The organism is Pseudomonas sp. TUM25319, from assembly GCF_056388475.1.
On the sequence record NZ_CM150751.1, the window covers coordinates 4438700 to 4454395 of the forward strand.

A 15696-nucleotide genomic window follows, 5' to 3' on the forward strand; every position below is an offset into this window, starting at 1 on the left:
TCCTTGATAGAATCGCTGGCGGGCCGTCGACTAAGCCACGGAACTCGAGCGTTTTCAAGCAGTCACACCCACCGCCGTGCGGTACTAGAGCGCCGCAGGCATTTTTTAAGTCATTATCAGGAACCTTCTAGCAATGGAACTGCATCCCCTTTTCTCCCGTCCCCTGGCCAAATCCGCGCTGGCACTGCTGCTGACCCTCGGCGCAGGCAACGCCATGGCTAACGGCCTGATCGACGGCCTGGCCCAGTGCGACCCGTCGTTCTTCAACAAGCTCTACAGCCAGCGCAGCGAGCTGGCCGGGGCGGCCAAGGTGGGACAGGATGACAAGCGCGGCCTGGCCTGGCTGCCGGTGACCGACCGCAAGGAAACCGAGACCGCCACCCAGCGTTTCAGCAAACCGGTCGACGACAAGGGCCTGAAACTGACCGGCTACTACGACCGCGTCTTCGACCTGGGCGAGGCCGGCACCTATTACTTCTGGGGCTTCGAGACCGACGCCAGCCGCGAAGCGGTCATGGCCCGCCTGCCCCAGGCGCAGTGGCAGGAAGCCGGTGAATACTTCATCTCCAGACCGCAGATCAAGCTGAGCACCGACGCCGGCTGGAAGGACAACCCGGGAGCGGCCGAGGGCATCGCGCCAGCGAAAGGCTCGGCGGAAAAACTGCTGATGCTCAGCGTCGAAGATGGCAAGACCCGCCTGATGTGTTCGTTGCAGGGCAGCGTCGATGCACGGCTGCTGCAGCAGGAACGACCTGACCTGGCCCAAGGCACCGCCCAATGATCCGCGCCTGGTACTTGGGCGCGGCCCTGCTGCTGGGCGGGTGCGCCCAAGGCCCCGCGAAAACGGAACCGGCACCGCCCCCTGAACCGGCCAAGCCTGCCGGGGTATTCAAGATCATGGAAACGCCCGAGCTGGCCAGCTACTTTGCGGCGTACTCCATTGCCCTGTACCACGGCAATCCGCAGCTGCGGCAGTTCTACATCCTCCACAACTACCGCGACCCCGCCCGGATTGGCGACGACAAACCCCTGGTGCGCAGCTCCCGCGCACTGCTGGTGATCAACTGCGAGCGCGACGAGAAAGCGCAGTTTGGCCGGACGTACTTTTCCGAGCCCTTCGCCCAGGGCGTCGAGGTGGTGAGCAAGAACGATATCCCGCAATGGGAGCCGTTCGAACGACAGTCGATGCTGGGCGAATTGCGCAACATCACCTGTGGGCTTGACCCGGCGCGGATGCGCTCTTCCGCGAAGTGAGGCAAAGCAGTCGAGGGGCCGTGCACGCGGCCCCTCGACATCATGGCCCTGGCGTTGCGACACTACCTCGCCCACGCAATGGATCCTGCGCCATGGAAAGTACCCCGACCCTCGAGACCTCCCGCCTGCTGCTCACCCCGCTGCACTTGAGCGATGCCCCTGCGATCCAGCAACTGTTTCCTCATTGGGACGTGGTGCGCTACCTCGATAGCCGCGTGCCCTGGCCCTATCCCGACGACGGCGCCCTGACCTACGTGCGCGACATCGCCCTCCCCGCCATCGCCGCCGGGAGTGAATGGCACTGGATGATCAGCCTTGCCGCAGAGCCCGGGCAAAAGATCGGCAGCATCAGCCTTTACGACCAGCCGGGAAACAACCGGGGCTTCTGGCTGTCGCCGAAGTGGCAAGGCCACGGCTACATGCGTGAAGCGTGCGAGGTGGTCAATGCCTACTGGTTCGAAACCCTCGGGCGGCCGCTGATGCAGGTGCCCAAGGCGGTGGGCAACGAGGGCTCGCGCAAGGTTTCACTTCACGAAGGCATGCGCCTGCTGGGCACGGAACAGGGGCATTTCGTTTCAGGCCCGCACATGAAGGAGATCTGGGAACTGACGCGGGAGGCCTGGTTGCAGCGAGGCGCCCGGTGCAGCACACCTGGATGACCGAAGGCTTCCAAGCACGTTCAACCGGCACCATCGTGCGTAGCTGAACCAGGTCTTTCACCGGAATGACATAGGTTCGGCTCAGCATGTCCACCAAGCGTTGGCAGCGGGCAGACTTTGCAACGAATCAGAGCGATTGCACGGGCCTCTTCTGATAGCTGCTGGCCCCGGATCCCGCCGGGAATGCTGCCAAGACCTACAAAACCGCCAAGATTTCCGACTTTCTAGTAGGCAATTTCCCAAGCATACTTTTCCGTCCCTGTGAGTCGTTGCATGCCTGGGATGTGCTGCCTACGCTTCGTCGGTCGCTGAACAATCAGCGATCGGGTTTGGTAGCCCGTTTCCTTGGCGTGCACGCACTCCACCCAATTCAGCACGCGCCTGGCGCGCCGGCTGTCTTGAGTCATGGCAGCTGTGCACGGGGCGCCTTCGTGCGCGCCGGGTGCCTAGGTCCGGTCTACCAACCCGTGTACAGCCGCCCCCCCTTCGTTTGGTAGCGATCAGTGGCGGCCCCTTCAAGCCTAGGCTCTGTACGAAATGTATTCGAGCGAAGGCCAGGCAAGGCGAAAACAGGCGAGGAAGCGGAGTTTACTGGCTGTAAATGAGCATTCCGAGCCTGTTTTCAACGCAGCATGGGCGAGTTCGGATGCATTTCGTACAGAGCCTAGGAGTCGCATCATGAAAAAGACTGTTCCCGATCCACCTGTTCCTTCCATCGCCTACGCCCGTTTCGGCGCGTTCCATGCATCCAGACGCCCGGTGTTCGCCGTCTGCCCGGACGCCGACCTCCAGGACGCCCTCGCCCAGCTATCCGCCGCGCTGACCTCGGCCTTTGAAAGCAATGCGCAGTTGTGCGAGATGCTGACACGACCGCTGGAAGATCTGGCGTGGTCGACCTGGCAGTCGCTGGAGATCTGTCAGGCGGTGATGGAAACGTTGCATACGGTGGATACGCGATTGCCGGAGCATGAGCCCTGAGAGGAGCGATTGAGCCCCTGGCAGAAGACCGGGTAATGGCGACCAGTGGCTAGCCGCTGGTCTCGCGGCGGTTCGGCGCCCCGGCAAGCTCGCCCCCAGGTTCCTGGGAATCTGCGACTTCAGTTTTCTGATAGCGGATGAACAGAAAACTCACTGAAGGTGCTGCACAGGACTACAAAACCGCCAAGATTTCCGACTTTCTAGTAGGCAATTTTCCCAAGCATACTTTTCCGCCCCTGTGAGTCGTTGCGTGCCTGGGATGTGCTGCCTACGCTTCGCCGGTCGCTGCCCATTTCAGCGACACGGGCTTCGCGGCCCGAATGCGAAAGGTGCTTCAGTAGCGCCCCACTCCACGATCGCAGGCGCTTTTTTTGCGTCCGCTGTTTGTGCAATGGCGGCTGTACGTGGGAGACCCTCGGGTCTGCCGGGTTCCTTTTGCCTCGGTCCGCGAACCCGCGTACAGCTGCCACCCTTTCGTTTCGCGGCGACGGTTGGCAGCTCCACTGCAGAAGGAGTCGCACCATGAAAAAGATCGTTCCCGATCCACCTGTTCCCTCCATCGCCTACGCCCGTTTCGGCGCGTTCCATGCCTCCAGACGCCCGGTGTTCGCCGTCTGCCCGGACGCCGATCTCCAGGATGCCCTCGCGCAGCTCTCCGCCGCACTGACTTCGGCCTTTGAAAGCAATGCGCAGTTGTGCGAGATGCTGACCCGCCCGTTGGAAGATCTGGCGTGGTCAACGTGGCAGTCACTGGAGATTTGTCAGGCGGTTATGGAGACGTTGCGTACAGCAGATACGCGCCTGCCGGATCACGAGTGAGAAAGTGAAGCGTCGAGGGGCATTCAAGATGCCCCTCGACAGCAAGCCCCTCTTTCACGCACATGGCTCTTCGCCAGGGAAAATAACTCAATCCCAAGACCGCCTGCCTGTCTCCTCGTGGCGCTCAATAGCCTCACGCAATCCGTGACGCCTTCGAGCGCGAGGCGACGGTTAACCCGCGTCCTGGATGACTGGTGTGCTCCATTTGCTGGATATTTCCTCTACTACCCCAGCCGGCGACAACCCTCCCCAGCCTTCTCGCTGGTGGTTCAGGCACTGCATTCTGAGCGTTGAATGTATGGCGTCAAAAGATGTTAGAGGCCATGGTCTGAATGAAAAGCCTTGAGCCGAAGGTCAGGTCTATGGGCCATGGGCGACGCGCAGTAAAACTTAATGAATCTTAACTCCTTGGATGCGACATTATCTGCTAAGTAGGGGGCGGGAGTGCGGAATAGAACAGCGCTCGCGAAATCACAAGACGGAACGTAAGGACGGGTTACCGATGGGTACATGGTCAGTTCATGCATTTGGAAACGACGAAGCAGCCGATTTCGCCATTGAGCTGAGCGAGGTGGATGATCTCGAACTCATCCACTCGGCGCTGGAGGATGTGATAACCGCAGATGAGTATCTGGAGGCTCCAGAAGCCGACCGTGGAGTAGCCGCAGCCGCAGTTTTAGCGTTGCTCAATGGTCAGGAAGTTCCCGGCCCCGCTGATGAGGCCGTGACGGCTTGGGTGAAGCGCCAATCGCCCAAACCTGCCCCAGTTCTGTTCACTCAGGCACAGGCCGTCATTGATCGTGTTCTATCGGAAAACTCGGAACTCCAGGAGCTCTGGGCCGAGAGCGATGAGTACGAGGCCTGGCGAAACGGACTGCTGGATATCCAAACGGCGCTAGGTCGGTGATCGCCAGCGGTAGGGCCAGAATCGTGGAAACGAGTAAATCTATTTCTACGTGACGTCTGGCTATCACGTAATCAGCTCATGGCTGAGCACTGGCCGACATGACCCTGAACGTAAAAGCCGGTCAGGTCATTTACCTCAAGCAGGAAACCGAGATGGACGTGGTGATAGCGCGTACCAGCCTCAAGGCACTGAGCGACCTCGAAGGCCGCTGTCTGACCAAGGACGCGTCGCTCGGCACCATCGCTAAAGAAAGTGAGTAAGCGCTTCCGAACGTTACGGTGGTAGGCACGTTAACGAGGGCGACTTTCGGCTCGCCCTCGTTTTTGGTGTGCGGTGCGAGATGGTGTGGTGAAAAGGAGCATTTACATCGTGTATGGCTGAGTGGGGCGCCGATCTGCGCGTTCGCACATTGCGTATGACTGTAGTTCAACCTGGAAATTTTCTTGCTCCAGGCCGGGGTTGAAATTGGGGGGCTGGAGGATTGCGTTGGTCTGGTGCCACTACAAGTAACCCACTTGCCTATCGCTTGCGATGGGCCGCTTTCGACCCAAAGCTGCTTTTCGTGGTGGGCGGCAATCGGTCAAATGTGGACTAGCCCAGAACGGCTCTGGCCGGAATCCGCCTTCCCCAATGTGCTTCAAACTCTTTCATTGTGTCCAGCGAAAACGCTATCATAATGCCATTACACTGACAATATGCTCTCTACTTCATGCGAGAAAACCTATGCTGAATGTTTTTTTGGTTCACGGATTTCGCAGTCACTGCATAAACATGATGAGCTTCTATGAAGCATATAAAAAAAATGAAATACACTTCAAAACAAAGGTGCATCCTCATAACTGGCGCGCAGGAACAGTCATAGAGTCAAAATTTGACACGGTACTTGAAGTGCTATCAAAAGGGTTTCGTGGCCATGCAGATGAAGTGGTGGAGCAGTGGAGTGAGGCAGCGGATAACATAGAAGAATCAAGTAAAAAGCTAGCCGAAAAAATCAATAGCTCAGTTCCTGAAAACGGTGACGTCTTACTGGTGGGTCATTCAATGGGGACTGAAGTAGTGCAGCACGCAATAGGTGAAATAAGGGAAGACATTGATATATATCTTTTCCTCATGGGAGGGATTGCCAACGCCCTGATATTTGAAGATCTAATTGATCATAACGACAAGGTCAGGCTTGCATACAACTACTACTCCGACAGCGACCGGATTCTTAAACAATTCCTACCTTCCATTGGGATAGGATTTTATGACCCAATTGGCATCAACACAATGGACAGTAAAAAAATTTCCAATATCAATACCAAGGGTGGGCACTCCGACTACTTCTCGTCAAGTTCAGTTCTTGCAAGATACACAGAGCTGGTTACATCCCTGCTAAATAAGTCCCCTGGTAGCTACCTGCACTTTACCTAGGCTCTGTACGAAAACCTTTGAAATTCCGCCAACACCCCAGTCCGCCTGAGTTTCCGTAGAGTTCTGACCTTTTCAGCGCGGAACTCTGCCATGCCCAAACAGCGATACGAAATCTCCGACGCCGACTGGGAACTGGTCGCGGACCTCTTCAACACGCCGCGCCGCACGGGGCGTCCGCGTGCCGATGACCGCTTGATGCTTAATGGCGTGTTCTGGGTGCTTTGCTCCGGCGCAACCTGGCGAGACATGCCTGAGCGATATGGCCCTTGGTCCACGGTTTACCAGCGATTTCGGGATTGGCGAAATCAGGGCACGTTCAACAAGATGCTCAAGCGGATGCACGTCAAACTCAACGCACAAGGGCTGATCGATCTGGATACCTGGTGCATTGACTCAACGGCAGTCAAAGCGACCCGGGCCTCTTCTGGAGCAGGTCAAAAAGGGGGGCGGAAGAACCAGCGGACCACGCGCTTGGACGAAGTCGGGCAGGGTTAACGACGAAAATTCATATGGTCTGCGACGCCCGGGGTGTGCCTCTGCACTTCACTCTATCTGGCGGGCAAGCCAGCGACATCTCGCATGCTCAACCACTACTCGATGGTGTCCAGGTATCCACCGGTTGGGGCAGGCCTCGCAAGCGGTGCCGCAAGCTCGTAGCTGACAAGGGTTACGACGCTGAACCGCTCAGGAAATATTGCGATCGCTATCGCATGCAGCCTGTCATCCCTTACCGAGCCATGAAGCGCAAACCGAAGCCCGGTCTACCACGGCTATTCGACAAACCCAAATACCGAGAGCGCAACGTCATCGAGCGCCTGTTTGGCTGGCTGAAAGAGCACCGCCGGCTGGCCACGCGTTACTGCAAGCTCGCAACAAGTTATGCGGCTATGGTCACATTGGCCTGCTGCCGGCGGTGTTTACGACATCTCTTTTCGTACAGTGCCTAAGAACATTAAAGCGCCCCCAACCGTCGGCTTCTGGCCCAGAGTGTGTAAAAACACTTTCAAGTTGCTGGTGAGTTAGCCCATGGCTTCTGGTCGTTGCGATATTCCAAGCGTTCGCCAAGATCCGCACCGGTAACGCTCCTTGGCCTTCAGAGCGTGTTTCAGTGGCTTTTACAGCGGCAAAAGCTGGGCCTTTTAGGCCGTCATTGCTTTCATCAAACCTTCCGTGCCGACGATTTTCATAACTCGCTTCATATTGTAGGCGAGCACGTTAAGGCTCATCTCCGCGCTGACGCCAACCAGCTTGCGAGTTAGGAAGTGCGTAGATCCCATCCATTGTTTGAGCGTCCCGAAGGGATGCTCAACAGTCCTTTTTCGTAAGCGCTCCATGAACCCCACATTCAAAGCGCTTACCTGATCCCCGATGCTGTGCTCCCGATTTCTTTCTGGAGCCTGCCGACGATGATGCGCCCCGACGCCAAAGTCGAAAAAGTCTATCTCTACCCCAAGCCTGTCGACTTCCGAAAATCCATCGATGGCCTCGCCGCTCTGGTCGAACTGGATATCAAGGTGGCCGTGTTCGACCCGGTGCTTTTCGTGTTCCTCAACAAGCCGCGCAATCGCGTGAAGATCCTCTATTGGGAGCGCAACGGTTTCTGTCTCTGGCTCAAGCGCCTGGAGTCCGAACGCTTCAAGACCTCGCCTGACGCCACTGACGAAGCCATTGTCCTGACTGTTCAGGAACTGAACTGGCTACTCGACGGCTTCGACCTTTGGCGCAACCGCCCACATCAGGTTTTGACCCCTCGTTTCGTGGCCTGAATCGGTATAATCCTCGGCATGGATTCCATGCCCGATGACCTTCCCGATGACCCTGTCCTGCTCAAGCAAATGCTCCTTGAGGCTTACGCAGCACGCTCGCGTGAGCAGGAAGTCAAAGAAGCCTACGCCACTCACATCGTTGATCTGAAAGAACAGATCAAGTTGCTGCGTGATCGCCTTTTCGGCCGCAAGTCCGAGCAGGCCATCGATCCCAACACGCCGCAACTGGCGATGTTCAACGAGGCAGAAAGCGAACCTCTGTTGACGGTGGAAACGCCGGATGAAGAAGTCGTCACGCCAGCGCCACGCCGGGGAAAACGCAAGCCACTCTCGGCTGATCTGCCGCGTATCGAAGTCATCCACGAACTGCCTGAACACGAACTGACCTGTGCCTGCGGTTGCCGCAAGCATGAGATCGGCGAGGAAATCAGTGAGCAACTGGATATCGTGCCGATGCAGATCCGCGTGCTCAAACATGTCCGTAAGGTCTACGGCTGCCGGGGTTGTGAAGTTGCCCCGGTCACGGCAGACAAACCGGCTCAACTGATCGAGAAGAGCATGGCCAGCCCGAGCGTGTTGGCGATGTTGCTGACCACCAAGTATGTCGATGGCTTGCCGCTGCACCGTTTTGAAAGTGTCCTGGGCCGGCACGGGATCGACATTCCACGGCAGACACTGGCGCGCTGGATTATCCAATGCAGCGAACATGTCCAGCCGCTGCTGAATCTGATGCGTGAGCGATTGCTGGAAAGTCCGGTCATCCATTGCGATGAAACCCGTGTCCAGGTACTGAAAGAGCCAGATCGAGACCCGACCAGCCAATCCTGGATGTGGGTGCAAGTCAGCGGGCCGCCTGACCGAAAAGTCGTGCTGTTCGACTACAGCTCCAGCCGGGCGCAGGAAGTGCCGTTGCGTCTGCTGGAAACTTACCGCGGGTATGTCATGACGGACGATTACGCTGGCTATAACGCGTTGGCGCTGCAGTCTGGCGTAGAACGGTTGGCGTGCATGGCGCATGCCCGGCGCAAGTTTGTCGAAGCGCAGAAAGTGCAGCCTAAAGGCAAAACCGGACGGGCCGATGTCGCACTGACGATGATCAACAAGCTGTATGGCATCGAACGCGAACTGAAAAACGCCAGTGACGAGCAGCGTTTTGCCGCGCGACAAGCGCAAAGCCTGCCAGTCCTGACCCAGTTGAAAAGTTGGTTGGACAAGGCCCAATCCCAAGTGACGCCACAAAGCGTGCTGGGCAAGGCCGTGAATTATCTGGCGAACAACTGGAGCCGGTTGGTGCGTTACGTCGAGGCTGGTTATCTGCCAATCGACAACAATCTGGCTGAACGCTCGATCAAGCCGTTTGTCATCGGTCGCAAGGCCTGGCTGTTCAGCGACACGCCCAAGGGCGCTACGGCCAGTGCCCAGATTTACAGCTTGGTCGAGACTGCAAAGATCAACGGCCAAGAGCCTTATACGTGGCTGCGCCACGTACTGGAGCGACTGCCCCACGCGCAGTCTGTGGCGGACTATGAAGCGTTACTGCCATGGAACTGCTCGCCGGAGATGCCACGGTAACTGAGACTTCCTCTTTTCGGTAGGTGGGGTTCATGGATCGCTTACCCTTTTTCGCACTCGCATCATGTTTGGGGCTTGGTCTAGTCGGCGCTGCATTTGCTCCAGCACCGCTTCATGCTCCCAGCGCCTGACTCGGCGATTTGTGCTGGGCGTGCACTGCGGTTTCAGCGCACATTTCTGGCAGCTCGAACTCCAGTAACAGTGCATATTCATGCCTTTTTCGATGCTGGAGAAACGCCAAATCAGTACCTCCCCAGCTGGGCAGGTGTACTCGTTTTTTGTCGCGTCATAAACGAAGGCATCTTTATTGAAACGACCCTCTGCCTTGGCGCTTGAGGTCATCGGCTTTGGCACGTAGGCGCTGATATTGGCGTTGTGACAGGCCAGGATTTCTTCACCTTTGAAGTAGCCCCGATCAGCCACGACCGATAACGTTTCTGAGCCGATGGCTTCACGCGCGAGCTTCGCCATGGAGCTGAGTTGGTCGCGGTCAGAGCCGACGTTCGTAACCTCGTGGGCGACGATCAAGTGATGCTGGGTATCGACTGCTGTCTGCACGTTGTAGCCGACGATTCCGCTTCCGCGCGTCATCATCGAACGGGCATCTGGATCGGTCAGCGAGACCTGCTTATCAGGCGAATCGTTAAGCTGAGATTCGATCAGCTGAAGCTCCTTCATTTGAGCTTTCAGCTTCTCGATTTTCTCTGCGAGGCGCGCGCCGTCTGGTTCGGAGGCAGTTGGCACTTGCCTATCAGCCGCATCAAGTGCAGCCAGGTAACGGCTGATGCTCGACTCAATCTCTTCCATCCGCCGCTTGAGTTTGGCGCTGGTGAAATTTCGGTCACGATTATTCACTGCCTTGAATTTACTGCCGTCGATGGCAACCAGGTTTTCACCAAAAAGCCCAAGCTGCTGGCACAGCACAACGAACTGTCGGCAGACCCCACGAATGGCCTTGCTGTTGTCTTTTCGGAAGTTCGCGATGGTTTTGAAGTCGGGCATGAGCCGCCCGGTTAGCCACATCAGTTCGACGTTACGTTGGGCTTCTCGCTCAAGGCGTCGGCTCGATTGGATGCGGTTCAGATAACCGTAGATATAGATCTTCAACAGGACAGCGGGATGGTAGGCAGGTCGGCCAGTGTCGGCGGGAATCGCGCCATCAAACCCTAGCGTTGTGAGGTCGAGTTCATCGACGAAGACATCGACCACGCGCACCGGATTGGTATCACTGACGTAGTCGTCGAGGCTTTCAGGCAGTAAGGTGCTTTGGCCTCGGTGTTCACCCTGAATAAACCGTTTCATAGGCGACCCTTGCGATGAAATTCTCAGAAATCATAGCAAGGGTTTGTCCGGGCGTTTTTACACACTCTGGGCCATTAGCTGCCTCCAGCGAAAGGCAGCTGTGGGTCGATAGCGGACACTGGCGACAGGCTGCTTTCGACCCATTGCTGCCCTTCACGATCGGCTGGAATCGGCCAAGAGGAGCCATTCGTGAGAATCCACTCTTGATTTTAAGCAGATAAATGTCGAGTTCGTCGACAAACACGTCAACCACGCGCACCGGATTGGTATCGCTGACGTAGTCGTCGAGGCTTTCGGGAGGCAAAGTGCTTTGGCCTCGATGTTCACCTTGAATGAAGCGTTTCATTGCCGACCCGAGTTGATCACGCTAAAAATGATAGCAAAAGCATTCTTATTCAGCCGCTGGTATGCATTTGCCGGTTAACAGTTTTTGAGGTAATAACGATGAGCCGATTGCACACGGTAAATATTGACCTGAGTGGAGTTTCAAGCTCTGAGGAACTCCATTGTGTCTTGAAGGATGCGCTCGGTTTTCCTGGCTGGTATGGCTGTAATTGGGATGCTTTCTGGGACGCTATAACGGGTCTAGTGGAAATGCCCGAGCACCTGAAAATTTCAGGGTGGAACATGCTATCCAAGTGCTTACCTGAGGATGCGAGGCTCATGCATGAATGCCTTACCGAAATGAAGGTTGAGTACCCAACGCTCGCATCAGATGTAGATTTCGGCTAAACGATCCCAAGCGAAATTTCGCCAGTCCCACCTAGAAACACAAGCGCCGCGCGGACGTACCTTCCAAAATCCTTCTGCGGGAAGCTTGTCTGCCTGACACCGGCTGAACATCTGTTTTTACACATTCTGGGCCAAAAGCGGACAGCCAGTGAGGCCCGTTGTGACCCTCAGCAAGTTCTAACATTCTTGAATGTGATGTTCTCAGCGCTCAGAGCGCAGGGCCTGAACCACCAGCGAGAAGGCTGGTGAGGGTTGTCTCCGGCTAGGGTAATAGAGGAAATACCCAGCAAATGGAGCACACCAGTCATCCAGGACGCGGATTAACCGTCCCTCCGCGATGTGCGGCGCAAACTCTTCCTCCGGCAACCAGGCGATCCCCAAGCCAGCTAATACCGCATCAACGATATTTGGCGAGGTATTGAAGATCAGTTGGCCGTCGACACGGACATTCATCTGTCGCCCTCGCCGCTGGAAATCCCACACATAAAGCCCGCCAGAGGTTTGCATTCGCTGGTTGATGCATTTGTGCTTCAACAGGTCGCGCGGACTTCTGGGTTTGGGGTTCGCAGCGAAGTAAGCCGGTGAACCCACCACAGCCATGCGTAGCTGTGGGCCTATTGGTACGGCAATCATGTCCTTGTCGATTGTGTCGCCCAGACGCACGCCAGCATCGAAGCGGTCTGCAACGATATCGCGCAAGCCGTAATTCACATCGAACTCCACATTGATGTCGGGATAGTCGAGCAGCAAAGGTGTGAGTCTGGGCAGCAGTATCGTACGTAGAACATGGTCACCGCTGGTGATTCGCACTGTGCCTGCGGGCTTGTCGCGCATCTCCGTCAACCCATCCAGTTCTGCTTCGATTTCATCGAAACGGTGGCCGATGGCGTTCAGCAGTCTTTCACCCGCGATAGTCGGCGAAACACTGCGTGTCGTGCGAGTCAGCAGGCGGATCTTCAGCCGTGTTTCCAGCCCACTGATGGTCTGACTGAGAGCAGATTGAGTGACTCCCAACTGGGCCGCCGCGCGGGTGAAGCTACCCTCACGTGCCACGGTAACGAAGGAAAGGAGATCGTTGAAATTGCGTTTGGCCATTGCCGCAGCTTCTCACATTTTATTAATTAGCCAAGCTAATAGGGTCATCAACTATTGAGTAGCTAGTCGAATCTAGGTTCAGCGAGGAACATGGTGTCCAATCTTTTTTATCTGAGGAGCCGCCATGACGGAGCATGTTGGATACACCCTGGAATGCCAGGACGCAGCTGAGACCGACGTCGGACGCCGCACGGTACTGAAACTGACCGGCACCGGTATTGCCGCCCTCGGCGTTGGAGCCCTCATCTCAAGCGGGCCGGCCTCGGCTGAGTCACAAGTGAACCTTGAAAGCAAATGGGACAAGACTTTCCTCAAAAGCGGCAAGGTCGATCAGAGGAAGGTCACCTTCAAAAACCGTTATGGCATCACGTTGGCAGCAGATCTGTATCAGCCGAAAAACGTCAGCGGGGAGCTACCTGCGATTGCCATCAGTGGCCCGTTTGGCGCGGTGAAGGAGCAGTCCTCTGGCCTCTACGCCCAGACCATGGCTGAAAATGGCTTCGTTACGGTGGCTTTCGATCCCTCTTACACTGGAGAAAGCAGCGGCGAGCCCCGTAACCTAGCATCCCCGGACATCAACACTGAAGATTTCAGCGCCGCAGTCGACTTTCTTGGCCTACAGGCCAATGTTGACCGAAACCGCATTGGTGCCATCGGCATCTGCGGCTTCAGCGGCATGGTCCTGACCGCTGCGACCAGTGATTCGCGTATCAAGGCGGTTGCCACTGTTTCCATGTATGACATGTCCCGCAGCATGAGTCGCAGTTACAAAGACAGTTACACGCTGGAGCAACGCCACAAGGTTATCGACTATCTGAGCCAGCAACGATGGGCTGACGCAAAAAGCGGCAAGCCCTCGCTCGGCTATCACGAGGTTCCTTTTGACGAACACGGCAACATCGTCAAAGGGCAGCGTGTACTGCCTGGCACTTTGCCTGCTGATCCGAACCCGGTCCTGGCAAGTTTCTTCGATTACTACCGGACTGCGCGTGGATTCCACCCCAGAGGCATCAATTCCACGACAGCCTGGACGGCGACTACGCCAGTTTCGTTCTTCAGCTTCCCGATGTACGCCAACATCGAAATGATTTCACCACGACCCGTTTTGTTGGTAGCCGGTGAAAACGCTCATTCACGCTACTACTCGGAAGACGTTTATACCGCAGCTTCCGAGCCCAAGACCCTGCTGCTCGTGCCGAATGCCGACCATGTCGATCTGTACGATCAGATGGACAAGATTCCGTTCGACAAACTAACCGCATTCTTCGACCAGCATCTGGCTTGAGTGCTCGCTATCTGATGGCGTGAGCCGAATTCCAGAGCAACTTTCTCGGTCGCCCCATCCACTGGATGGACACGGCCATTTTTCATGGGTAGATCAACGAGTCTTACATGGCAAGTCAAAGCAGTAGTTCCATCCAGGCCACAGATCTCTCAGGCAACGCGGAAACCCGGCACGCCCATTGGAGCGGTGTTTTCGCGATGACTCTCTGCGTCTTTGCGCTCATCGCGTCCGAGTTCATGCCGGTAAGCCTGCTGACGCCGATTGCAGCCGAACTGGGCATTACTGAAGGCATGGCGGGTCAAGGCATCGCCATCTCCGGCGCGTTCGCCGTGCTGACCAGCCTGTCGATTGCCTGGATGGCTGGCAGCCTGGACCGCAAAACCCTGTTACTCGGACTCACTGTGCTGATGGGGATTTCGGGGGCAATTGTCGCGCTGGCACCGAACTACTTTGCTTATATGGTTGGCCGTGCACTTATCGGCATCGTCATTGGTGGTTTTTGGTCGATGTCCGCAGCGACAGCGATGCGCCTGGTACCCTCAGCGGAGGTACCCAGGGCGCTGGCAATCTTCAACAGCGGCAATGCGCTGGCCACCGTGATCGCGGCGCCTCTCGGCAGCTACCTGGGCTCGATGGTCGGTTGGCGTGGTGCGTTTCTGGCTCTGGTTCCCGTAGCGATTACAGCATTGGTATGGCAATGGCTCAGCTTGCCATCCATGAAGGCAGCACGCGGATCAGGAGTCAGTAACGTTCTAAAGCTGTTCAAGAGCCGAACCGTTGCTTTGGGAATGGCAGCCAGCGGTGCCTTCTTCATGGGCCAGTTCACCCTGTTCACCTACGTTCGCCCGTTTCTTGAAACGGTGACGCAGGTTGATGTCCGCGTACTCTCTTTCATCCTGCTAGTGATCGGGGTGGCGGGTTTCATCGGCACGATGCTGATCGGCATGTTCCTTAAGCGCGGCCTCTACGGAACATTAATCATAGTTTCCATGCTGATGGCATTAATCGCCCTAATGCTGATCCCTTGGGGACGCTGGGTAATCCCTGTCGCCGTGCTGCTCGGGTTCTGGGGACTTCTGGCAACAGCTGCACCCGTGGGCTGGTGGAGCTGGGTAGCGCAAGCCATGCCGGAGAGCGCGGAAGCTGGCGGCGGACTAATGGTGGCGGTGGTTCAATTGTGCATCGCACTAGGTTCAATGCTCGGAGGACTGTTGTTCGACAGTACTGGCTACCGGAGCACTTTTTTCGCCAGCTCGACTTTGCTTCTTGTGGCAGTCGTGCTGACGTTCCTCACCTCACGTTCGAAGGCACCTCAGGCTGCATGAGGCTACCCACAATCAGGACAAGACCGAACAGGTCAAACTTGCTCACGTTCACTGCGACGTGATCGGGATCGAATGGCGTTGCTGATGACCGTCCGCTATGGGTCGACTGCAGCCGCTCACGACAGGCCACTATCGACACATAGCCGACCTTAACGGGGGACAGTCGGCGGCCAGAAGTGCCCCCCTCCAGGCTACCCAACTTCCAGGCACTGGCCATCGACAGGAATGAGCAACCTGTGCGCAATTCCCATCTCAACGGCTGCCTGCCTGAGTTCCTGTCGAGTGGCAGGACCATGTTGATCGCTGCCAGGTGGTTGGCGACGACAGCGCCTTCGCTGAGGATGCGAACCTCAGGGCATCAGCCAACCCCATGACCATGTCACCCCCAACATCGAAACACGCACCTCCGGCGGATATGACACTGACCTTCGGTTGATGCCGGATTACAAATTCCCGAACGGTTTGCGCCAGAACGGCATCGCCTGCCAGACAGATGCTGGAGCCGCGTCGCATACCGTGCAGACAGTGTCGCCCAGAGCAACATGGGACCGGTCCAACTTGCCTACCCTGACGATCCGCTCCCATGGGA

At 56.8% G+C, this 15696-nt stretch carries 14 protein-coding genes and 5 pseudogenes; 15 read left to right on the forward strand and 4 right to left on the reverse strand.

Annotation, left to right across the window (positions count from 1 at the left end; all coding sequences use genetic code 11):
- Positions 1-133: 133 nt before the first annotated feature.
- The 10 genes and pseudogenes from AC05QJ_RS20190 (at position 134) to AC05QJ_RS20235 (ending at position 6977) form a co-directional block, all read left to right on the forward strand.
- Positions 134-781, forward strand: coding sequence for a hypothetical protein (locus AC05QJ_RS20190; RefSeq protein ID WP_476743058.1), 648 nt, complete (start codon positions 134-136; stop codon positions 779-781).
- Positions 778-1254, forward strand: coding sequence for a surface-adhesin E family protein (locus AC05QJ_RS20195; RefSeq protein ID WP_476743059.1), 477 nt, complete (start codon positions 778-780; stop codon positions 1252-1254). Before AC05QJ_RS20190 ends, AC05QJ_RS20195 begins: the two co-directional genes overlap by 4 nt.
- Before the next feature lie 92 nt (positions 1255-1346).
- Positions 1347-1913, forward strand: coding sequence for a GNAT family N-acetyltransferase (locus AC05QJ_RS20200; RefSeq protein ID WP_476743060.1), 567 nt, complete (start codon positions 1347-1349; stop codon positions 1911-1913).
- A gap of 678 nt (positions 1914-2591) precedes the next feature.
- Entirely contained in the window at positions 2592-2891 is a 300-nt protein-coding gene (locus AC05QJ_RS20205) for a hypothetical protein (protein ID WP_476743061.1), read from the forward strand.
- A gap of 522 nt (positions 2892-3413) precedes the next feature.
- Positions 3414-3710 (forward strand): hypothetical protein, encoded by a 297-nt coding sequence (locus tag AC05QJ_RS20210; RefSeq protein ID WP_476743062.1) that lies wholly within the window; start codon positions 3414-3416, stop codon positions 3708-3710.
- A gap of 168 nt (positions 3711-3878) precedes the next feature.
- Positions 3879-4004 (forward strand): annotated as a pseudogene (locus AC05QJ_RS20215) (LysR family transcriptional regulator); the annotation flags it as partial.
- A gap of 208 nt (positions 4005-4212) precedes the next feature.
- Complete coding sequence (locus tag AC05QJ_RS20220) at positions 4213-4617, forward strand: DUF4259 domain-containing protein (protein ID WP_476743063.1); 405 nt, start codon at positions 4213-4215, stop codon at positions 4615-4617.
- A gap of 13 nt (positions 4618-4630) precedes the next feature.
- Positions 4631-4877: pseudogene (locus AC05QJ_RS20225) on the forward strand (DUF2846 domain-containing protein); the annotation flags it as partial.
- Between the two features lie 514 nt (positions 4878-5391).
- A complete protein-coding gene (locus AC05QJ_RS20230) occupies positions 5392-6030 on the forward strand; it encodes a hypothetical protein (RefSeq protein ID WP_476743064.1) in 639 nt (212 codons plus the stop codon).
- 90 nt (positions 6031-6120) lie between these two features.
- A protein-coding gene (locus AC05QJ_RS20235) for an IS5 family transposase (protein ID WP_476743065.1) occupies positions 6121-6977 on the forward strand; the annotation gives its coding sequence in 2 pieces (ribosomal slippage) (positions 6121-6465 and positions 6468-6977; 855 coding nt in all).
- 192 nt (positions 6978-7169) lie between these two features.
- Here AC05QJ_RS20235 and AC05QJ_RS20240 read toward each other — a convergent pair.
- Positions 7170-7364 (reverse strand): annotated as a pseudogene (locus AC05QJ_RS20240) (transposase); the annotation flags it as partial.
- 72 nt (positions 7365-7436) lie between these two features.
- Between AC05QJ_RS20240 and tnpB the strand changes: the two are divergent.
- The gene (tnpB, locus tag AC05QJ_RS20245) at positions 7437-7796 is read left to right on the forward strand and encodes an IS66 family insertion sequence element accessory protein TnpB (protein WP_004883347.1); all 360 of its coding nucleotides are present in this window, start codon (positions 7437-7439) and stop codon (positions 7794-7796) included.
- 18 nt (positions 7797-7814) lie between these two features.
- Positions 7815-9368 (forward strand): IS66 family transposase, encoded by a 1554-nt coding sequence (gene tnpC / locus AC05QJ_RS20250; RefSeq protein ID WP_476743066.1) that lies wholly within the window; start codon positions 7815-7817, stop codon positions 9366-9368.
- A 45-nt stretch (positions 9369-9413) separates the two neighbouring features.
- Here the strand turns inward: tnpC and AC05QJ_RS20255 are convergent.
- Both AC05QJ_RS20255 and AC05QJ_RS20260 read right to left on the reverse strand, forming a co-directional pair.
- Positions 9414-10670 (reverse strand): annotated as a pseudogene (locus AC05QJ_RS20255) (IS1182 family transposase); the annotation flags it as partial.
- Positions 10671-10830: 160 nt separating this feature from the next.
- Positions 10831-11016: pseudogene (locus AC05QJ_RS20260) on the reverse strand (IS5/IS1182 family transposase); the annotation flags it as partial.
- A gap of 98 nt (positions 11017-11114) precedes the next feature.
- Here AC05QJ_RS20260 and AC05QJ_RS20265 point away from each other — a divergent pair.
- The gene (locus AC05QJ_RS20265) at positions 11115-11402 is read left to right on the forward strand and encodes a barstar family protein (protein ID WP_476743067.1); all 288 of its coding nucleotides are present in this window, start codon (positions 11115-11117) and stop codon (positions 11400-11402) included.
- Between the two features lie 201 nt (positions 11403-11603).
- Here the strand turns inward: AC05QJ_RS20265 and AC05QJ_RS20270 are convergent, their stop codons facing one another.
- The gene (locus AC05QJ_RS20270) at positions 11604-12497 is read right to left on the reverse strand and encodes a LysR family transcriptional regulator (RefSeq protein ID WP_476743068.1); all 894 of its coding nucleotides are present in this window, start codon (positions 12495-12497) and stop codon (positions 11604-11606) included.
- A gap of 124 nt (positions 12498-12621) precedes the next feature.
- Here AC05QJ_RS20270 and AC05QJ_RS20275 point away from each other — a divergent pair, with 124 nt between their 5' ends.
- Together AC05QJ_RS20275 and AC05QJ_RS20280 are read left to right on the forward strand one after the other, a co-directional pair.
- Positions 12622-13782 carry an alpha/beta hydrolase gene (locus AC05QJ_RS20275; protein ID WP_476743069.1) on the forward strand — a complete coding sequence of 387 codons (1161 nt, stop codon included), beginning with the start codon at positions 12622-12624 and terminating at the stop codon, positions 13780-13782.
- Positions 13783-13889: 107 nt separating this feature from the next.
- Positions 13890-15107: an MFS transporter gene (locus tag AC05QJ_RS20280; RefSeq protein ID WP_476743070.1), complete on the forward strand. Its 1218-nt coding sequence runs from the start codon at positions 13890-13892 to the stop codon at positions 15105-15107.
- Positions 15108-15696 lie beyond the last annotated feature (589 nt).